The organism is Zunongwangia pacifica (assembly GCF_023499215.1).
Taxonomy (GTDB): domain Bacteria; phylum Bacteroidota; class Bacteroidia; order Flavobacteriales; family Flavobacteriaceae; genus Zunongwangia; species Zunongwangia pacifica.
The window spans coordinates 1-20,163 of record NZ_JAKHSK010000053.1 but is presented as its reverse complement, the minus strand read 5'-3'; the positions used below and the strand labels follow the sequence as shown (position 1 = coordinate 20,163).

Below are 20,163 nucleotides of genomic sequence, written 5' to 3'. Positions count from 1 at the left end.
TCCCTTAGCGGGGCGCAAAGATACTGGCTTTTTTAAATACAAACCAAATCTTTTTTTAAGTTTTTTTTACTCCTTTTAACCCTAAATCCTCAATGAACTTCCCGCTTCTATAAACACCACCGCAGCAGCTAAGCGGGTGCAAATATACAGCCGTTTTTTTCAACAAAACAAACTTTCAAATTGATTTTTTCATCAATTTGAAAAACTATTTTATAAAAGACTGATTTGATATAAGTTGAGAATAGCTAATTTAAGAAAAAAATCCTTTCAGAAAAATAAAAAGATAAAAAAATTATAGCACATCCCATTTATCGGTAAGTTCCAGGAAGTCGAAATCTAGTGCTGATGGTTGTGGTTCTAACACATTATTCTGGAAAGATCGTTGTAAAATATCTTCTATTATATAGTCTTCTTCATTATTTATAGGATCATATTCTTCTTTAAGGGATATTTCAAAAAGACTGGCCGTGGTATTATACCAGAAAGCTCTCCAACCGCTACGAAGCTCTTTTATTAATTCGAACGCTGTAATACCTGTTTGACGATGAATTAACTTCACTAAAATCTGCCCTTCAGTATGCGTCATTTTCTTTAACTCTTCTGCAAATTGATCTTCGATATAATTTTGTACGATTTTTGTATACTTTTTTCGATCCCTATTTGATTTAATACTTCCTAATCTTTCATTAAGTGAGGTAAGGCGTTCTGCTGCCAATTTTGCATAAGGATAAACCTTTCTGGTTTTTCGACGTAAGATCAGGTATCTTCTTCTATCGGTATTATTTTTAAAATGAAGACGTTTTAATATTAATACTTCATCTAAATCAATACTTTCCCTTACTATAGAATCACCAGCGATAATCATATATCGTTTATCTTCCTCTTTGGGATCGGCTATAGTATCATTCTGTCCAAATACTCCTATAGAAGAAATGAAGCAGGCAAGCAATAATAAATTTGTTTTCAATTGAGTATTATTCAGCATAAATTCACTCGAAAATTATCTAAAATCATTCCAAAATTAAACAATATCCAATTGTCTTCAATTTAATTCTTACTAAATTCGCTACAAATCAAATATAAAATGAGTAAAGAAAGTATTTTAGATAAAGAATCAATCGGTTTTCTCGAAAAGTATCTTAATAATGCCTCTCCAACAGGTTATGAGTCTGAAGGTCAAAAACTTTGGATGGAATATCTAAAACCGTATGTGGATGAATTTATTACTGATACATACGGAACGGCAGTTGGGGTGATTAATCCTGAGGCTGAATTTAAAGTAGTTATTGAAGGGCATGCTGATGAGATTTCGTGGTATGTAAATTATATTAGTGACGAAGGCTTTATTTACGTGATTAGAAATGGGGGGAGTGATCACCAGATTGCAGCTTCTAAACGAGTGAATATTCATACAAAAAAAGGAATTGTAAAAGGAGTTTTTGGATGGCCTGCCATTCACACCCGTGATAAAGAAAAAGAGCAATCTCCAAAATTATCGAATATCTGTATTGATGTTGGATGTAGTTCTAAAGAAGAAGTTGAAAAACTTGGTGTTCACGTAGGTTGCGTCATCACTTATCCTGATGAATTTTTTATTCTAAACGAAAATAAATTTGTTTGCAGGGCTTTAGATAATCGAATTGGTGGCTTTATGGTTGCCCATGTAGCGAAATTATTAAAAGAAAACGGCAAAAAACTTCCGTTCGGACTTTATATCACAAATTCTGTTCAGGAAGAAATTGGCCTTCGTGGTGCTGAAATGATTACACAGCGTATAAAACCAAACGTAGCTATTGTTACGGATGTTACCCACGATACCACTACTCCAATGATCGATCAAAAATCTAATGGACTGGCTAAAATTGGTGATGGGCCGGTAATAAGTTATGCTCCAGCTGTACAAAATAAGCTTAGAGAACTATTAATAGATACGGCTGAAGAAAATAAGATTCCTTTTCAGCGTGCAGCTTCTTCAAGACTTACCGGTACAGATACCGATGCTTTTGCGTATAGCAATGGTGGTGTAGCTTCAGCATTAATTAGTTTACCTCTTCGCTATATGCATACTACAGTAGAAATGGTACATAAAGAAGATGTTGAAAACGTGATAAAACTGATTTACGAAAGTATTTTAAAAATAAAAGATGGCGAAACTTTTAGTTATTTCGACTAAATAATCACTCCATGCTATTTAAAAAGCTCCTTTTTTCGGGAGCTTTTTTTATTTTCTTTAAGCAAGGTTTCACAGACCTTTATTAAATGTATAAATACATTACCTGTATCTTTCTACAAAAAATTAGAATGGTATTATCCCCAGAAGATATAAATGGAATTTTGGAAGATCCATCGGAAGCTGCAAAATTAGCTAATCTCACCTATGTTTCCGAGCGTCATCTTTCCATACGACGAAAAAAAGCGGGACGTGGTTTCTCCTATTTTAAAAAAGAAAAAAGAATTCAGGATTCACAGATTATCAATCGCATCAAGAAACTGGTTATTCCACCGGCATGGACGCAGGTAAATATTTCTATTTTAGAAGACGGGCATTTACAGGTCGTAGGAAGAGATGAGAAAAGCCGAAAACAATACATCTATCATCCCTTATGGTCTAAAATAAAAAATGAAACTAAATTTTTTAAAATGACCGCCTTCGGAAAAAAACTACCTCAGATAAGAAAGAAAGTCGACACTGATCTCGATCTCCCAAGAATGTGTAAACAAAAAGTCCTGGCCTTAATCATAAGACTTATGGAAGAGACCCATATTAGAATTGGGAACGATTATTACGCTCAAAAAAATAAGACTTATGGATTATCAACTTTTCGTACCCGCCATGTAAAAACTTATGGAGATGAAGTAAAATTCGAGTTTGTTGGAAAAAAAGGAAAAGAACACTCTATAAGTGTACATAATAAAAAATTAATTAAACTGATTAATCAATGTGAAGATATCCCAGGCTGGGAACTATTTAAATTTTATGATGAAAATGGCGAAAAACATACTATTGATAGTGGGATGATTAATGATTATATACATGAAGTAGCGGGAGAACTATTTTCGGCGAAGGACTTTAGAACATGGGCTGCCTCTAAGATTTTCTTTGAAACGCTGCGAGAGCTGGGATATATTGAAGATGAAAAAGAAAATAAAAAAACTATTTTAACTTCATTCGATGCTGCCGCCAGCGGATTAGGTAATACCCGTGCTGTTTGCCGAAGTTACTATGTACATCCTAAAATTGTTGAAGCTTACGAGGATGGGAGTATTGCTCCTTATTTTGATAAAGTAAAAAATGAACGTATTAAAGATTACACCAAGCTCTCTGAAACCGAAAAAGTAATGCTAAAACTAATTGAAGATTATGAAATAAGTATTTGATTTGAAATAAAAAAGAATTGGTCTTCTTCCTTCATCAATGTGTAAATATTAGTGCCTTAATTGAGTATGCAAGGTTAAAAAATATGGAGGTTTATACCCCCTATATTTTCTACTTGCACAGTTTTTGAGACAGTCCCGAAACTAGTAAAGCAGCTTTAAAAAAAGCTTGTTAAGACGAGTAATATTCTAGCATACGTACTACATCTTTCCCATCTTTGATTTTATTATCTTTAAAATAAGGAATCATTTTAGGTTTATCTGAAAATAATTTTTTAAAATCTTTTTCTTTTAAACGGACTTCTTTTAAACGAGCTCCATCCTTCTGAATATAATATACCATTTCCACATCTAAATGTGCTGGTTTATCCTTATCATATCCAGTCCTCGCAGGCTGAGCTTCTATAACATCTGGTTCTGGTCTAGCTAAAAATCTTATACCTTTATCTGTATAGTAATCTAACATATAACCGTTTATAGACTCCCCATCTTCATTTACAAATTCATCTATAAAAATTTTGTAGTCATTTAAAACATATCTAATCTTCTTTAATTTTGGAAGAACATTGATCTCGTCAGTATTTCTTTTTATTTTAACTTCAACCACATCTTCTACAGCGTTATAACGAACAAATGCATCCATTGTGTGCTCACCATCATCTATTTTTGCTGGTAAAAACGAATCATCATAATAAGGTGAACCGGTAAATTCATCAGGAGTTTTTGCCTTTGTGAAAATTTTTAATGGTGCGCTATTGACAACACCATTCATATAACTTTGAGAAAAACAATTCACGGTAAAGCATACAATAAATACGGATAAAATTTTTTTAATCATAACAAAATATTTTATAACAGTTTTGCAAATTTTATACCAAAATAAGTATAATTTTACAAAATCTCCTTATTAATTTCTTTAAATGAAAAACTCCATCGCCCATAGAATAGCCGATTTCCTAAAGGATTTCCCTCCTTTTAATTTCCTTAATGCAGACGAACTTTTAAATATTTCTGAGGAATCTGAGGTTTTATATATCGACAAAGGCAATATTCTTTTTAATGAAGGTGAAAGTGTACATGCATTCTTCTATATTGTACACAAAGGAGCAATTCAGCTTCAGAAATTTCAAAATGAGCAGTACGAAACCTTAGATACCTGTGACGAAGGGGATATTTTTGGACTCCGACCTTTATTTGCTGAAGAGAATTATATCATGAATGCCATCGCTGAAGAAGAAAGTATTGTATATGGTATTCCTATTAAACAATTTAAGCCATTAACCGAATCCAATAAAAAAGTAGGTAATTTCCTTATTCAAAGTTTTGCCACCAATACCCGTAACCCTTACGCCAGGGAGGACAAGGGTAAATTATTTTTTGGCAATCAGGTGATCGAGCCTGTAAGTAATAGTCCGCTGTTCGAATTACAACCTGCACCGATCATAAAAAAGATCGTAACAACCTCTCCCGAAACAAGTATTAAAACTGCCGCGCAGTTAATGAGTAAAAGAAAGGTGGGTTCTATTCTGGTTACAAAGAATGACGTACCGGTGGGGATCCTTACCGATGAGGATTTCCGCGACTCTATTGCCACCGGAGAATATTCGATAGACAACACGGTTGATAAAATTATGAGCTTTCCTGTGATCTGCTACCCTAAAACTGTAACTATTGCACAGGCGCAAATCACCATGATGAAACATAACATCAACCATATTTGTATTACGGAAGATGGCACGCCTAATACCCGTGTTACCGGAATCCTTTCTGAACATGATATTATGGTATCCCAGGGAAATAGCCCTTCGGTTTTAATGAAGGCCATCCAGCGCTCTCATAGTACCAAAGAATTAAAGAAAATCAGGAATAAAATTAACCTTTTACTGGGTGGGTACATTCAGAACAATATTCCACTAACCCATATTTCAAAATTAATATTCGAACTTAATGACGCCACGATTAAAAGGGTCATTTCAAGATGTGTTGTAAAATTACAACAGGAGCCTCCTGTTAAATTTGCTTGGCTAAGTATGGGCAGCCAGGGGAGAAAAGAGCAACTTTTACAAACCGACCAGGACAATGCGATTATCTTTGCCGATCCACCAGAGGGAAAGTTGGAAGAAACCAGAGATTACTTTTTACAACTAGCCACCAAAGTAAATAAAAGATTAATGATTGTGGGCTACGAATATTGTCCCGCTGACATGATGGCGAAAAACCCCAGATGGTGTTTAAGTTTAAGTGAATGGAAAGAACAGGTGGCAAAATGGATAAAAGAACCGGGGCCCGATGAAATCTTGCTTTCTAATATCTTCTTTGACTATGATATTACCTATGGTGATTCGCTATTATCCAATAGCCTATCAGATTATATTCTAGATTTAATTGAAAATTACCCTAAATTTCTAAGTGTTATGGGATCTAACGCCCTAAGAAATCCTTCGCCTTTAGGATTTTTCAGGCAATTTTTAGTAGAACAGGATGGTGAGAAAAAAGACTTTTTCGATCTTAAAAAACGTGGATTACAGCCTTTAACGGAAAGTGCCCGACTGTTGATTTTATCTTATAAAATAAAGAATATCAGCAATACGGCAGAGCGTTTTGATCGTTTAGCACAACTGGAACCTAAAAACAAAGAACTTTTTGAAGGCTGCTCTTATGCCTCGAAGGCGCTACTTAAATTCCGCACCAAACAAGGGCTTCAAAATAGGGATAGTGGGCGCTTTATAGATCTTTCTAAATTAAATAAAGAAGATAAAATGAAATTAAAGCGTGCTTTTAAATCTATAAAAGCACTTCAGGATTTAATTAAAATGAGGTTTGAAACTGCAAACGTAATCTAAATGCTACACTGGTTTAAAAAAGATGAATCCCACCTGCCGGAATTCTGGCAAAAATATTCGGCCAGATTTGATAAAAATCAAAAAGAGCAACTAATTTCAGAGACAACTTTCGTGGTTTTAGATACGGAAACAACTGGATTTGATCAGGAAAAAGACAGAATTCTAAGTATTGGCTGCGTGAAAGTAAAAAACAATAAGTTACTGGTTGCCGATAGTTTTGAAATTTACCTGAAACAGGAGAAATTTAATCCTGATACTGTAGAGATACACGGACTGATAAAGCATGAGCGCTTTGAAACGATTAGCGAAGAAAAAGCGCTTCAGTTATTTCTAAAATACATCAAAAATTCAGTTTTGGTAGCGCATCATGCAGGATTCGATATTAATATGATCAATGCTGCGATGAAAAGAAATCATCTTCCGAAGTTAAAAAACCGGGTTTTAGATACTGGCGTATTATATCGAAAAACAAGAATTATCTCAAACTTTATCGATCAGCATAAAACGTATAGTTTAGATGAAGTCGCACTAGCCTATAATATCGATCTTAAAGATCGCCACACCGCTATTGGCGATGCTTTTATTACCGCTATCGCATTTCTAAAGATTCTGGGACGACTGAAACGGAAAAAGCTAAAAGAATTATATAAAAAATAAAGTCCGGGAAATACCCGAACTTTATTCTATTTTTATTTTGAATGTCCTTAATGAATCATAATTAGATACCGTCACCCTGAACTTGATTCAGGGTCTCATCCTCAAGATTTTGTTTTTTATTAGATTCCAGATCAAGCCTGCCTCGCCGGCTGGCAGGTCCGGAATGACGAAATTATCAATTATTTCAAATAACGGATCATCAAATTTTTATTTTTTCTGAAGTCTACAAAGCTTCTGCAATAATAGCTTCTACCACCTCAGGATTTAATAACGTTGAAGTATCTCCTAAATCTGAAGTATCGTTAGAGGCAATTTTACGTAAAATTCTACGCATAATTTTACCACTTCGGGTTTTAGGCAATCCTTCTACAAACTGAATTTTATCTGGCTTGGCAATTGGCCCAACTTTATCTGAGATTTGTTGATGGATCTCTTTTCTTAAGTTATCACGTTTACGGCTTTCACCCGATTCTTTAAGAATCACAAAAGCATAAAGGGCATTCCCTTTTACATCATGTGGGAAACCAACTACCGCACTTTCGGCAACTGCTGGATGCTCGTTAATAGCATCTTCTATAGGAGCGGTACCTAGATTATGTCCAGAAACGATAATAACATCATCGGTTCTACCCGTTATTCTGTAATAACCAACCTCATCTCTCATGGCTCCATCACCGGTAAAATATTTTCCTTCAAAAGTCGAGAAATACGTATCCTTATAGCGCTCGTGATTACCCCAAACCGTTCTGGCAATAGATGGCCATGGGAATTTTACGCATAGCCTGCCACTTACCTGGTTTCCTTTAATTTCCTTACCATCGTCGTCCATCAAACTAGGCTGAATTCCCGGCATAGGTAATGTCGCGTAAGTTGGTTTGGTGGGAGTAACGTAAGGCATTGGCGAAATCATGATCCCTCCTGTTTCGGTTTGCCACCAGGTATCTACAATCGGACTATGATTTTTACCAATATTATCATTAAACCAGTGCCATGCTTCCTCATTTATAGGCTCTCCTACAGATCCTAAAACTTTTAAAGAAGAAAGGTCATGATTTTCTACAAATTCGATATTACGTTTAGCCAAGGCCCTAATCGCTGTTGGCGCGGTATAGAATTGTGTAATTTTATGTTTTTCTACAATTTGCCAAAAACGACCATGATCTGGATAAGAGGGTACCCCTTCAAACATTACGGTTGTAGCTCCATTAGCCAGTGGACCGTAAACTATATAAGAATGTCCTGTAATCCACCCAATATCGGCAGTACACCAATACACATCACCTTCAGTATAATTAAAAATGTTTTTGAAAGTAAACGCGGTGTAAACCATATATCCTGCGGTGGTATGCAACATTCCTTTTGGTTTCCCGGTAGACCCTGAAGTATATAATATAAATAAAGGATCTTCAGCATCTACAATTTCAGGAGCACAATCGTCTGAAGCTTTCTCCATTAAAGGAGCTAACCATTCATCACGACCGTCTTTCATGTTAATTTCTTCTCCGGTTCTTTTTACGACCAAAACCGAGGATACATCTGGACAATCTTCTAACGCTTCGTCTACAATATTTTTAAGATTCAGGGTTTTAGCCCCACGATAAGAACCATCTGAAGTAATCATCATTTTACAATCGGCATCCAGAGTTCTTGTAGCCAGTGCTTTGCTGGAAAATCCTGCAAAAACCACCGAATGAATTGCCCCAATCCTGGCACAGGCCAAAACCGCATAAGCAAGTTCTGGAATCATTGGCAAATAGATGCATACCCTATCCCCTTTTTGAATTCCTTTACTTTTTAAAACGTTTGCGAATTTATTTACTTTTTTATGCAGCTCATTATAAGTGATATGTTGAGCTTTTTCACTATTATCGTTAGGTTCCCAAATAATAGCAGTATTATCTCCTCTGGTTAAGAGATGACGGTCTATACAGTTTTCAGTGATATTTAGTTTGGCATTTTCAAACCATTTTACTTCTGGTTTTTCAAAATCCCAACTTAAAACATTATCCCATTTTTTTCTCCAGGTAAAATGTTCTTCGGCAATTTCTGCCCAAAAATTTTCTGGTTCGCGCACAGATTTTCTATAAACCTGAAAATATTCTTCCAGATTTTTAATGTGGTAATTACTCATAATAATAAGTCGGTTGTAAGGATTCTTTAATTTTCCCTTAAAACTATTGATTTTTTACTGATTTCACTTGAACAATTCTATGTTTTTACAAAAATTTAAACATAAAAAAAGCGATATGTCTATTACAACAGATCGCTTTTTTAACTTATTAGCTGGATTCCTATTTTAAATAGGCTTTTACATTTTCTTCTACACGTTTTTCGATATTAGAAACATCTGCCTTTTCAAAAGTTTCTCCGGTAATGTTTTCGTATAATTCGATATACCGCTCGCTAACCGTTTCAATATAGTCATCGCTCATAAAAGGAACTTCCTGCCCTTCTTTTCCCTGAAACCCATTCTGGATAAGCCACTGGCGAACAAATTCTTTTGAAAGTTGTTTTTGTGGCTCTCCTTTTTCCTGAAGTTCTTTGTAGTTATTGGCATAAAAATACCGTGAAGAATCGGGCGTATGAATTTCATCGATCAAAACGATTTTACCCTCTTTTGTTTTCCCGAATTCATATTTGGTATCTACTAAAATCAGGCCTCGTTTTTCTGCAATTTCGGTACCGCGTTGAAAAAGTTTTTTGGTATAATCTTCTAAAACCGCATAATCTTCCGCAGAAACAATTCCGCGTTTTAAAATATCTTCTTTAGAAATATCTTCATCATGATCCCCCTGTTCAGCTTTGGTAGCAGGAGTAATTATTGGTTCAGGAAAACGATCGTTTTCTTTCATCCCTTCCGGCATTGCCAATCCACAAAGTGTTCTTTTACCCGCTTTATACTCTCTTGCCGCATGCCCGGAAAGATATCCACGAATCACCATTTCTACTTTAAAAGGTTCGCAGGCTACGCCTACCGCTACATTAGGATCTGGAGTTGCCTGAAGCCAGTTGGGTACCAAATCTTCAGTATCCTTCATCATTTTAGTGGCAATCTGGTTAAGGATTTGTCCTTTATAAGGAATTCCTTTGGGCATCACCACATCGAAAGCTGAAAGACGATCTGAAGCGATCATTACCAATTGATCATTTTCAAAAGCATAAACGTCTCTTACTTTTCCTTTATATACTGATTTTTGTCCCGGAAAATTATAATCGGTTTTTATTAGAGTATTACTCATCTCTTTAAAATCGGTTGATTTATTTTTATTTAATCGTTGTGTTCTATTGTTTTGTAAGCAGCGATAATCTTTTTCACCAATCGGTGACGAATCACATCTTTATCGTCTAAATATACCATGCCCACCCCTTTTACATCTTTTAAAACCAAAAGCGCCTCTTTTAAGCCAGAGACGGTTCTTCGTGGTAAATCAATCTGCCCGGGATCACCGGTAATAATAAATTTGGCGTTTTTTCCCATTCGGGTTAAAAACATCTTCATTTGCGCATGTGTGGTATTTTGTGCTTCATCTAAAATTACAAACGCATTATCCAGCGTTCTACCACGCATAAACGCTAAGGGAGCAATTTGTATCACCCCTTTTTCGATAAAAGCTTCAAGTCTTTCCGCAGGAATCATATCGCGTAACCCATCATACAGTGGCTGCATGTAAGGATCTAATTTTTCTTTTAAATCTCCCGGTAAAAATCCAAGGTTCTCCCCTGCTTCAACAGCAGGACGGGTAAGAATAATCCTTTTCACCTGTTTTTCTTTTAAGGCTTTTACCGCAAGGGCAACACCGGTATAGGTTTTCCCGGTTCCGGCAGGACCTATGGCAAATAACAGATCGTTCTTTTTGCTAAGGTCTACCATTTTACGCTGGTTGGCGGTTTGTGCTTTGATAAGCCTACCACTTACGCCATGTACCAAAACCTCTCCGCTTTCTTTAGAAGATTGATAATCTTCCCTGCTTTCACTGGTTAAGACTCGCTCGATAACATTTTCATCCAGTTTATTAAACTTTCCAAAATGCTCGATAAGCATGGTAAATCGCTTATCAAATTCTTCCAGCATTTCTTCATCTCCAAAAACTTTTATTTTGCTTCCCCTTGCTACGATTTTTAGCTTCGGAAAATACCTTTTTAAAAGTTCTATATGTTCGTTACCCTGCCCAAAAAATTCTCTGGGGCTAATCTCTGAAAGTTCGATTACAAGTTCGTTCAAAAGCGTTTGGTTTTAGTTAAAAGTTGGCAGTTACAATCATAATCTACCTTAGGGCGAACCCATAAGATATGTATTTAAAAATTATTATTACTTCGAAGCGAACCTCGAAGCATTTTGTCTCGATTATCGCTTAAAATTATTCATGGTTAAATTTGTGTTCCAAATGTCAGGATGTATTTTTGCAGCCTGATTTGTCGCCATATTTTTAGCGCAATTTTAAGGTTCAAAGAACAAAATAAAAGTATCTTCGCTCCTTATACAAACTTAAGGAAATTTAGCCTTTACAACTTAAAAAAATATTAACAATCACTTATGGCAATCATTACCTTAACCACCGATTTTGGGCAGAAAGATTACTTTGCGGCAGCGGTTAAAGGAGCTATTTACAGCGAGCTGGATGATGTTAGGATTGTTGATATTTCGCATTGCATCTCTCCTTTTCATATTAGCGAAGCGAGTTATATCATTAAAAATGCCTATAAAAGCTTCCCAAAAGGAAGTATTCATATTATCGGGATTGATTCAGAATTAACTCCGGAAAATAAGCATCTGGCAGTGTTGCTGGACGATCATTATTTTCTTTGTGCCAACAATGGTATTTTATCCTTACTGGCTTCAGAAATTAAACCTGAAAAAATTGTGGAAATCAATATCCACGATAAGATTGAATCTAATTTCCCTGTGCTGGATATTTTTGTAAAGGTAGCCTGCCATATTGCGCGTGGAGGTACTTTAGATGTTATCGGAAAGAATATTGAAGAGATAAAATATCTAAAACAAATTGAGCCTTTAATCAATTCAGATAAAAACCAGATTATCGGGCATGTTATCTATATTGATAATTATGGGAATGTGATTACCAATATTTCCAGAAAATTATTCGAAAATGTAGGTAAAGGAAGAAATTTTACCATTAGTGCAAGAATGGTCACTTTTAATAAGGTATACGAAACTTATAGTGACTGCATTAATTTTAAAATCGAAAAGGAAAAACGAGGCGAAGAAGATGGTAAAAAACTAGCCGTATTTAATTCGGCTGGCTACATCGAACTGGCCATTTATAAAAGTAATCCCTTAACGGTTGGCAGCGCCGCCAGCCTCTTTGGATTACAAAATCGTGATACCGTAACCATTAAATTTGAAGCTTATGCTAGTAAGGATCGTAAAGCTGAGCTTTAGCCCTGAAAATATTGATGCTTTTTTAGAAATTTTTGAAAATACCAAAGAGCAGATTCGTAATTTTAAAGGTTGTCGGCATTTAGAATTATATCGCGATAAAAACAATACCAGTCAATTTTTTACGTATAGTTATTGGGAAAATGAAAATGCACTTGAAAATTATCGAAATTCGGCATTTTTCAAGGTCGTTTGGAGTAATACCAAAATTTTGTTTAATGCAAAACCAGAAGCCTGGAGTGTAGATAAACTATGGGTTTCAGATCAAAATTAAGCACCTTTGTTAGCCATTTTAAATAAAGAAATACAATCCTTTTTCGCTACACCAATTGGCTACCTTGTTATTGGGATATTTTTGGTGGTTAGCGGCTTGTTTTTATTTGTGTTTACGGGAGAGTACAATATTTTAGATAGCGGGTTTGCCACTATTAAGCCGTTCTTTAATATGGCGCCTTGGATCTTCATCTTTCTTATCCCTGCCATAACCATGAAAAGTTTTTCTGAAGAAAAGAAACTGGGCACCATGGAGCTTTTGCTTACTAAACCTTTATCGATCACCAAGTTGATATTGGGCAAATATCTGGGCGCTTTACTATTGGTGATTTTAGCGATTATTCCTTCAGTGATTTACGTGATCTGTATTTCAGCATTAGGTCGAACTCCGGGGAATTTTGATTTGGGAGCAACTTTGGGAAGTTATCTGGGACTCCTGTTTTTAGGAGGGTGCTATACTGCTATCGGGATATTTTCTTCAAGCTTAACCAATAACCAGATTGTGGCTTTTATCGTGGCTGTTTTTCTATGTTTTTTAAGCTTCTTTTTATTTGAAGGGATTTCGGGATTTCAGCTTTTCGGGATTTCAGATTATGGTATAGATTACTTCGGAATCAGCTACCATTATCGCAGTATTAGTCGGGGTGTTGTAGATACCCGCGATCTTATTTACTTTTTAAGTTTTATTGCTTTATTTCTGAAGCTTACGCGCTTCAGAATAAAAAACCTAAGAAATAATTGATCTTGAAGCAGTTTTCTAAATATAAATCGGTTGTTTTATTTATCGTGATCTTAATTGTGATAAACTTTGCTGCTTCCCGGTATTTTGAACGTTTAGACCTTACACAGGATCAGCGCTACACCCTTTCTAAAGCTTCCGAAGAAATTATAGATGATATCGAAGAACCGATTATTATCGATGTTTTTTTAAAAGGTAATTTTCCTTCAGAATTTAAACGATTGCAAAATGAAACGCGCCAGATCCTTGAAGAATATGCTGCTAAAAACAGTAATATCAGCTTTAATTTTATAGATCCTTTAGCTGAAGGTGCCAATGCGCAACAGGTAGCCCAACAGTTTTACCAGATGGGCATGTCTCCGGCACGGGTAAATGTGATGGAAAACGGGCAAAATAGCGAAACGATTATTTTTCCGTGGGCCATGGCCAATCTTGGTGAAAAATCGGTACGTATTGGTTTGCTTAAAAATCAATTAGGAAGCAGTGACGAAGATCGGGTGACTAACTCGGTGCAACAATTAGAATACGCATTTACCGATGCGATAAGCAAACTAATTTATCCCCGAAAAAAGAAAATCGCCGTGATGCGTGGTAATGGGGAGTTACCAAATGCCAATATTGCCGATTTTGTAAAGACACTGCAGCACTATTATTTTATGGCGCCGTTTACCTTAGATTCGTCTTCGGTAAACCCTCAAAAAACACTTCAGGAATTAAAAGAATATGACCTTATTATTGAAGCAAAGCCTACTGAGCCATTTACAGAAAACGAGAAATATATTCTGGATCAATACACCATGAATGGCGGAAAATCGCTGTGGCTTACCGAAAGTGTGGCGATGGAAAAAGACAGTCTTTTAAATCCGAGTGGCTCTGCCTTTGCTTTACCGCAAGATCTTAATCTGGGCGATTTCTTTTTTAGTTATGGCTTACGGATTAATCCAAGCCTGGTAAACGATATGTATTCGGCTCCTATTATTCTGGCCACCGGAAGCGGTAACGACACCCGATTTAATCCTTATCCGTGGTTTTATAGTCCACTTACCTCCTCGCCTAACAACCATCCGATCATCAATAACATCGAGGCGGTAAAATTCGATTTTGCCAACCCTATAGATACACTTAAAAATAGCGTAAAGAAAACGATCTTATTAAGCAGTTCTCCCAGAACCAAATTAGAAGGCACGCCACGTGAAATTAGTCTAAACATTGTTAGTAAAGAACCCGATATTGCTTCGTATACCGATGGCGAGCAGGCGCTGGCCGTTTTACTGGAAGGTGAATTTACTTCAGCATACAACAATCGCTTAAAACCCTTTGAAATTCATGATAACTTAAACCAAAGTAAGCCTACAGAAATGCTGGTAATTTCAGATGGGGAGGTGATTAAAAATGACCTTCAACAGGGAACACCTCTAGCCCTTGGATTTCAGAAATATACCGGCACTACTTATGGCAATAAAGAGTTTTTACTTAATGCCGTTAATTATATGCTGGATGATCGCGGACTAATGGATATTCGTACCAAGAAGGTAAGGATCGCATTTTTAGATCCGCAGAAAACTGCTGCCCAACGTACCAAATGGCAATTAATCACTATTGCATTACCATTATTGATATTGGGCGTTTTTGCACTGCTTTTTACCTGGCTTAGGCGCAGAAAATATATCAGGAAGAAATAAAGGGTTAAAAAAATCGGGAAATTCGACATATTAACAATTTAACAGGCCGATATATTAAAAAAGCACTGACAGATAGTGGTTTACTTATCAACAAATTCAATTTAATGTTAATAAAAACTCTTTTAAGCTGCTTCGATTTTTACAGGATTCAAATATCTTTGTAGGTGATTCTAAATAAATCAATAAAAAGCCAATGAAATTTATTGTATCCAGCAGTTATTTGCTGAAACAGCTTCAGATACTTGGTGGGGTTATTAATAATAACAACACTTTGCCGATATTGGATAATTTCCTTTTTGATTTGAACAATGACGAGTTAACCGTTTCTGCTTCAGATTTAGAGACCACCATGTCGGCTAAATTAAACGTAGAATCTGATTCTGAAGGAAAAATCGCCGTACCGGCCAAACTTCTTTTAGATACGTTAAAAACTTTCCCAGAGCAACCTTTAACTTTTGTTGCCGAGGATAATCATACGATAGAGCTTAGCTCTAATCACGGTAAATATGCACTTGCGTATGCCGATGGTGAAGAATTCCCAAATCCTGTAAGTTTGGAAGATCCAAGCAATACGGTGATCGAAGGTGATATTCTTTCTTCAGCGATTAGCAAAACGATTTTTGCTTCTGGTAACGATGACCTTCGCCCGGTAATGAGCGGGGTGTTCTTTCAGTTCTCTACAGAAGGTTTAACTTTTGTGGCTACAGATGCGCACAAATTGGTTAAGTATTCTCGCGAGGATGTGACGGCTTCACAAACGGCAGAATTTATTATGCCTAAAAAACCGCTTAACCTTTTAAAAGGAATCCTTGCGGGTAGCGAAAGTGAAGTACTTATCGAATATAACGAAAGTAACGCTAAATTTACTTTTGACGATACTACATTAATTTGTCGTTTAATCGATGGGAAGTATCCAAATTACGAAGCGGTAATCCCAAAAGAAAATCCAAACAAACTTACTATAGAGCGTAACCAGTTTTTAAGCTCGGTAAGAAGGGTTTCTATTTTCTCTAATAAAACGACGCACCAGGTACGCTTAAAGATCGCCGGGGCCGAGTTAAATATCTCTGCGGAAGATGTAGATTACAGCAACAAAGCAGAAGAGCGTTTAACGTGTGGTTACCAGGGTGACGATATGCAAATTGGATTTAACTCACGATTCCTTACTGAAATGCTGAATAACTTAAATTCTGATGAAGTACAGCTAGAAATGAGTTTACCAAACCGTGCAGGTATTTTAACGCCGGTTGACGGATTAGATCCGGGAGAAAAAATCACCATGCTGGTTATGCCGGTAATGTTAAATAACTAATCTTTTTATGGTCATTCTGAGCTCGACTCAGAATCTCATTATTCTGTGAATAAAGAAAGATAAAATTAGATGAGCCCCTGAATCAATTCCGATAGCTACAGGAGCAGTGTGACAAAATTCTAAGGATTACATATAAAATTAAACCCCATTCAGTTTCCTGAATGGGGTTTTGTCTTTCGATTGATGCCTGAAACCGAAGCGATATTCCGGTTTGATATTTTTATATTATTGGATAATTCTAATCGTCATTGGATAACTGGTAGGTTCGCCATTAGACGCTTTGATCGCGTTGATAATGGGGAAAACCAAACCTAAGATCCCTACTAAAATTAGAAGTAAAAATCCTAATCCGAATAAAATCACTAACGGAATACTTACTAAGGAATAAATAAAAAGGCTTATCTGAAAATTCATAATCTCTTTCCCCTGCTCGTCCATATCCTGAATTTTATCTTTTTGTGTTGCCCATAAAATAAGCGGTACGATAAAACCTCCTATTCCGGTTATAAAATCTAATAACTGACTCAAATGCATGATCATTAACATTTGTCTGTCTTCTCGCATTGCTGTATACGTTTCCATAATTTTTTGATGGTATTTTGATGGTTAATAAAAGTTCTCTTTAAAAAGGAACTACACTTAAAAGACGAGTATAAAAGAGGTTTGTTACAGTTTTCTTCAAAATTCTTGCATACACGCTTTCTTTGTTATCTTTGCAGGCATGAAATTAAACGATACCATTGTTGCGCTTGCCACGCCTTCTGGAGCGGGAGCCATTGCTGTTATTAGAGTTTCGGGACCCGAAGCTATTTCGATTGTTGCTCCACTTTTTAAGGCCAAAAGCCGAAAAAAATTAGAAGAACAGCCTACCCATACCCTCCATTTAGGGAATATTATGGATGGACAGCGTAATTTAGATGAAGTTTTAGTTTCAGTTTTTAGAGCACCAAAATCTTATACCGGAGAAGAAACTATTGAAATTAGTTGCCACGGCTCCCCTTATATTCAGCAGGAAATTATTCAGCTTTTGGTAAGAAGTGGTTGTAGATCTGCGGAAGCCGGGGAATTTACACTTCGAGCGTTCCTGAATGCCAAAATGGATTTAAGTCAGGCCGAAGCGGTTGCCGATTTAATTTCTTCGGAAAATGCGGCCTCTCACCAAATGGCGATGCAACAAATGCGTGGTGGATTTTCTAACGAAATTCAGCGTTTACGAGAAGAATTATTGAATTTTGCTTCCCTGATCGAATTAGAACTCGATTTTGCCGAAGAGGATGTGGAATTTGCTAATCGTGATCAGTTTAGGGATTTGGTCGCCAGAATTCAAAAAGTGCTTAAGCGTCTAATCGATTCTTTTGCTACCGGAAATGTTCTAAAAAACGGAATTCCTGTAGCGATTGTTGGGGAACCCAATGTTGGAAAATCGACTTTACTAAATGCGTTATTAAATGAGGAAAGAGCAATTGTTTCTGAAATTGCAGGAACCACACGTGATGTTATCGAAGATGAACTGGCTATTGGTGGTGTTGGTTTTCGATTTATCGATACCGCCGGAATAAGGGAAACCAAAGATGTGGTAGAAAGCATCGGAATAAAAAAAACCTTTGAAAAAATAGGACAGGCACAGGTCGTTATTTATCTATTTGATACTTCTAGATTAAGCAAAATAGAATTTTCTGAAGGAAGCGTGCATCAGGATCAGCTTCAGGGAAATGAAACTTCGCTGGGTATGATCCAGGTTGAAATTGAGAAAATAAAGAATAAATATCCACAAAAGCCATTGGTGATTATCGCCAATAAAATTGATCAATTAACCGACGAGCAGGTAGCAATCTTAACGTCCAGAATTCCGGATCTTCATTTACTTTCTGCCAAAACCGGATTGGGTGTTGAAGAATTAAAAGAGAAATTATTGAATTTTGTAAATACCGGTGCACTTCGTAACAACAACACCATTGTGACCAACAGCCGTCACTATAACGCTCTTCTAAAAGCTCTGGAAGAAATCAATAAAGTTGAAGATGGCTTAAATATGGAGCTCTCTGGAGACTTACTGGCGATCGATATCCGACAGGCTTTACATCATTTTGGAGAAATTACCGGTGAAATCACCAATGATGATTTACTAGGAAACATCTTTGCTAATTTTTGTATCGGGAAGTAATCTAGTGTTTTTCAATTACATAAAAACAGTAAACTACCTCGGGGAAAGCCTATAAGGCATTTATTAGAAAATTATTTTTTATTGAAGCAAGCCTCGCTGCATTTCATCTAAAGACCTTTTAAAACCTTTAAAAATTCACTTGCGAGGCCAGTCTCGGAGGTATTTATCTTCTTAGAATAAAAAAGCGAAAGGTGAATTCTTTCGCTTTTATAAGTTTGGTTTAGTATAGGTTTTAAAATTTATAACCTATTCCAATATTTAAGGTATTGAGATGAGCTTTTGTATCACGAAAATAATCATCGCCAGAATAACGGTTTGTAACTTCGAAAGCATACCTTGCATCAAGGAAAAAATGTTCATCAATATGGTATCCAACTCCAAAAGCAGCATCCAAGCCCACGGTGTTTATAACTACATCCTCTAGAATGAAGGTAGCCTGAGGTCCCGCCTGAACATAAAATCCTGAGTCTGAAATATAGTACTGTGCCAATACTGGAACATTAAGAAAATTGGTTTCTTTTATTCTCATATAATTTGCAGAAGGTTGTATATGCCAATTTTCATCTAAATGAAAATCTGTCAAAAAGCCTACGTAGAAACCAGATTCGTTTTCAGACAAACTGTAACCAGATGCCTTCTCTGAAATTTTCAGATTTGCGTACCCTGCCTGAACTCCAAAATCTATTTTCTGAGCAAATGAATTTACACCGATAAATAGGATCGTAACTAAGATTAATTTTTTAAACATTTCTTGATGTGATTTAATAATTATGATCTGCAAACCTAAATTAATTTTTAAAATAATTCACGTCTTAGGATAAAATAAATTATACCAGAATCGGTAAATTTTGCTATCTATTTATAGATCAACTCTCTTGTAACTTACAGCAATCTCCAATTCTTCTCAGGCATCGTATTCAAAATTGTAATAGTCCTTATATAAGATCAAATGAACTTCAAATTCATCCTCACCTATTAGTTCAAAACTTTCAATAGTACCAAATTGATCAAAATCGCTTTTCTCTAATACTATTTGCCCGTTTATCTCTTTATAGAAAGCCCCAAAGCTTGCATCAATATATTGCAGTAAATAATCAGTCTTATCTGAATTATAAAAGTTTAATGAGGTTTCGGGAAATGAAAAAGAAATGATCTTATGAAAATTTTCCTGATCAATCAAGGGTCTTATTTCCAACTCATAAATCGAATTCGTAAAAAATAAACCGGTCTATTTAGATAAGTCCGTGTTTGATTTTCCATCATTATTTAAATCAATTGCTTTACTGGATTCAAAAGAAGTAATTTTATAATGGCCAGAATATGACGGTATAGATTTACCTTCTTGTTCTGAAGTTGAACAAGAAATAACAAAAATCACGAATATGGATAAGGCTAACTTTTTATCATTTTATTGGTTTAGGTAGCTTAATATTAACATCTTTTGCAAGATATTACTGGATAATTTTGAGCGATAAAAATAAAACTATAATTAGAAATATAAATCCATATTCTTATTATTTTAGCAACGACCGTAGATAATTTGATTTCTAATTTTAAGAGAGCTAAATGCTATTTAAAATTTGAAAAAGATGATTTTTATTTGATTATCCGTAAATACTCATAATTTTTTAATTTTGATTATATTCACCTCAAATTCAATATAATGAATATCTTCACTTTTACAGCTCATTTTGATAGTGAGCAATCCTGTCGGGCGCAT

General features: G+C 35.7%; 18 protein-coding genes. 10 read left to right on the top strand and 8 right to left on the bottom strand.

The window, feature by feature from the left end; translation table 11 throughout:
- Positions 1–292: 292 nt before the first annotated feature.
- The gene (locus L1967_RS20845; RefSeq protein WP_420856430.1) at positions 293–967 is read right to left on the bottom strand and encodes a DUF4294 domain-containing protein; all 675 of its coding nucleotides are present in this window, start codon (positions 965–967) and stop codon (positions 293–295) included.
- A gap of 117 nt (positions 968–1,084) precedes the next feature.
- Here L1967_RS20845 and L1967_RS20840 point away from each other — a divergent pair, with 117 nt between their 5' ends.
- Entirely contained in the window at positions 1,085–2,173 is a 1,089-nt protein-coding gene (locus tag L1967_RS20840; RefSeq protein ID WP_249603432.1) for a M42 family metallopeptidase, read from the top strand.
- Positions 2,174–2,301: 128 nt separating this feature from the next.
- The gene (locus L1967_RS20835; RefSeq protein ID WP_249603433.1) at positions 2,302–3,378 is read left to right on the top strand and encodes a DNA topoisomerase IB; all 1,077 of its coding nucleotides are present in this window, start codon (positions 2,302–2,304) and stop codon (positions 3,376–3,378) included.
- Between the two features lie 169 nt (positions 3,379–3,547).
- Here the strand turns inward: L1967_RS20835 and L1967_RS20830 are convergent, their stop codons facing one another.
- Positions 3,548–4,213: a hypothetical protein gene (locus L1967_RS20830; RefSeq protein ID WP_249603431.1), complete on the bottom strand. Its 666-nt coding sequence runs from the start codon at positions 4,211–4,213 to the stop codon at positions 3,548–3,550.
- An 82-nt stretch (positions 4,214–4,295) separates the two neighbouring features.
- On the opposite strand from L1967_RS20830, the gene L1967_RS20825 reads away from it, so the two are divergent.
- Together L1967_RS20825 and L1967_RS20820 are read left to right on the top strand one after the other, a co-directional pair.
- Positions 4,296–6,218 (top strand): DUF294 nucleotidyltransferase-like domain-containing protein, encoded by a 1,923-nt coding sequence (locus tag L1967_RS20825; RefSeq protein WP_249603430.1) that lies wholly within the window; start codon positions 4,296–4,298, stop codon positions 6,216–6,218.
- Positions 6,219–6,875 carry a 3'-5' exonuclease gene (locus tag L1967_RS20820; protein WP_249603429.1) on the top strand — a complete coding sequence of 219 codons (657 nt, stop codon included), beginning with the start codon at positions 6,219–6,221 and terminating at the stop codon, positions 6,873–6,875. It begins immediately after the preceding gene.
- Positions 6,876–7,098: 223 nt separating this feature from the next.
- On the opposite strand, the gene acs is transcribed toward L1967_RS20820, so the two are convergent.
- The 3 genes from acs to L1967_RS20805 form a co-directional block, all read right to left on the bottom strand.
- On the bottom strand, positions 7,099–9,006 hold the full coding sequence (gene acs / locus L1967_RS20815) for an acetate--CoA ligase (protein WP_249603428.1): 1,908 nt from the start codon (positions 9,004–9,006) through the stop codon (positions 7,099–7,101).
- A 160-nt stretch (positions 9,007–9,166) separates the two neighbouring features.
- Entirely contained in the window at positions 9,167–10,114 is a 948-nt protein-coding gene (locus L1967_RS20810) for a phosphoribosylaminoimidazolesuccinocarboxamide synthase (RefSeq protein WP_249603427.1), read from the bottom strand.
- Between the two features lie 29 nt (positions 10,115–10,143).
- Positions 10,144–11,097, bottom strand: a complete 954-nt coding sequence (locus tag L1967_RS20805) for a PhoH family protein (RefSeq protein WP_249603426.1) — start codon at positions 11,095–11,097, stop codon at positions 10,144–10,146.
- A 312-nt stretch (positions 11,098–11,409) separates the two neighbouring features.
- On the opposite strand from L1967_RS20805, the gene L1967_RS20800 reads away from it, so the two are divergent.
- The 5 genes from L1967_RS20800 to dnaN all read left to right on the top strand — a co-directional run bounded on the left by L1967_RS20800 (position 11,410) and on the right by dnaN (position 16,279).
- Entirely contained in the window at positions 11,410–12,276 is an 867-nt protein-coding gene (locus L1967_RS20800; RefSeq protein WP_249603425.1) for an SAM hydrolase/SAM-dependent halogenase family protein, read from the top strand.
- A complete protein-coding gene (locus L1967_RS20795) occupies positions 12,245–12,547 on the top strand; it encodes a putative quinol monooxygenase (RefSeq protein ID WP_249603424.1) in 303 nt (100 codons plus the stop codon). Before L1967_RS20800 ends, L1967_RS20795 begins: the two co-directional genes overlap by 32 nt.
- Before the next feature lie 6 nt (positions 12,548–12,553).
- Positions 12,554–13,288: a gliding motility-associated ABC transporter permease subunit GldF gene (gene gldF, locus L1967_RS20790; protein ID WP_249603423.1), complete on the top strand. Its 735-nt coding sequence runs from the start codon at positions 12,554–12,556 to the stop codon at positions 13,286–13,288.
- A gap of 2 nt (positions 13,289–13,290) precedes the next feature.
- Positions 13,291–14,967, top strand: coding sequence for a gliding motility-associated ABC transporter substrate-binding protein GldG (gldG, locus tag L1967_RS20785; protein ID WP_249603422.1), 1,677 nt, complete (start codon positions 13,291–13,293; stop codon positions 14,965–14,967).
- 193 nt (positions 14,968–15,160) lie between these two features.
- Positions 15,161–16,279, top strand: a complete 1,119-nt coding sequence (gene dnaN, locus L1967_RS20780) for a DNA polymerase III subunit beta (RefSeq protein WP_013071264.1) — start codon at positions 15,161–15,163, stop codon at positions 16,277–16,279.
- Positions 16,280–16,504: 225 nt separating this feature from the next.
- Here the strand turns inward: dnaN and L1967_RS20775 are convergent, their stop codons facing one another.
- Positions 16,505–16,861, bottom strand: a complete 357-nt coding sequence (locus L1967_RS20775) for a DUF4870 domain-containing protein (protein WP_249603421.1) — start codon at positions 16,859–16,861, stop codon at positions 16,505–16,507.
- A gap of 139 nt (positions 16,862–17,000) precedes the next feature.
- On the opposite strand from L1967_RS20775, the gene mnmE reads away from it, so the two are divergent.
- Positions 17,001–18,443: a tRNA uridine-5-carboxymethylaminomethyl(34) synthesis GTPase MnmE gene (gene mnmE / locus L1967_RS20770; protein ID WP_249603420.1), complete on the top strand. Its 1,443-nt coding sequence runs from the start codon at positions 17,001–17,003 to the stop codon at positions 18,441–18,443.
- 232 nt (positions 18,444–18,675) lie between these two features.
- On the opposite strand, the gene L1967_RS20765 is transcribed toward mnmE, so the two are convergent.
- The gene (locus L1967_RS20765) at positions 18,676–19,191 is read right to left on the bottom strand and encodes a porin family protein (protein ID WP_249603419.1); all 516 of its coding nucleotides are present in this window, start codon (positions 19,189–19,191) and stop codon (positions 18,676–18,678) included.
- A gap of 156 nt (positions 19,192–19,347) precedes the next feature.
- Positions 19,348–19,638 (bottom strand): hypothetical protein, encoded by a 291-nt coding sequence (locus L1967_RS20760; RefSeq protein ID WP_249603418.1) that lies wholly within the window; start codon positions 19,636–19,638, stop codon positions 19,348–19,350.
- Positions 19,639–20,163 lie beyond the last annotated feature (525 nt).

Bases quoted from the DNA above. Each gene is read 5' to 3' on its own strand.
- L1967_RS20835 (WP_249603433.1), top strand. From the start codon at position 2,302: ATGGTATTATCCCCAGAAGATATAAATGGAATTTTGGAAGATCCATCG.
- L1967_RS20800 (WP_249603425.1), top strand. From the start codon at position 11,410: ATGGCAATCATTACCTTAACCACCGATTTTGGGCAGAAAGATTACTTT.
- L1967_RS20765 (WP_249603419.1), bottom strand. From the start codon at position 19,191: ATGTTTAAAAAATTAATCTTAGTTACGATCCTATTTATCGGTGTAAAT.
- L1967_RS20810 (WP_249603427.1), bottom strand. From the start codon at position 10,114: ATGAGTAATACTCTAATAAAAACCGATTATAATTTTCCGGGACAAAAA.
- L1967_RS20775 (WP_249603421.1), bottom strand. From the start codon at position 16,861: ATGGAAACGTATACAGCAATGCGAGAAGACAGACAAATGTTAATGATC.
- L1967_RS20820 (WP_249603429.1), top strand. From the start codon at position 6,219: ATGCTACACTGGTTTAAAAAAGATGAATCCCACCTGCCGGAATTCTGG.
- L1967_RS20830 (WP_249603431.1), bottom strand. From the start codon at position 4,213: ATGATTAAAAAAATTTTATCCGTATTTATTGTATGCTTTACCGTGAAT.
- L1967_RS20840 (WP_249603432.1), top strand. From the start codon at position 1,085: ATGAGTAAAGAAAGTATTTTAGATAAAGAATCAATCGGTTTTCTCGAA.
- mnmE (WP_249603420.1), top strand. From the start codon at position 17,001: ATGAAATTAAACGATACCATTGTTGCGCTTGCCACGCCTTCTGGAGCG.
- acs (WP_249603428.1), bottom strand. From the start codon at position 9,006: ATGAGTAATTACCACATTAAAAATCTGGAAGAATATTTTCAGGTTTAT.
- dnaN (WP_013071264.1), top strand. From the start codon at position 15,161: ATGAAATTTATTGTATCCAGCAGTTATTTGCTGAAACAGCTTCAGATA.
- L1967_RS20825 (WP_249603430.1), top strand. From the start codon at position 4,296: ATGAAAAACTCCATCGCCCATAGAATAGCCGATTTCCTAAAGGATTTC.
- L1967_RS20795 (WP_249603424.1), top strand. From the start codon at position 12,245: ATGCTAGTAAGGATCGTAAAGCTGAGCTTTAGCCCTGAAAATATTGAT.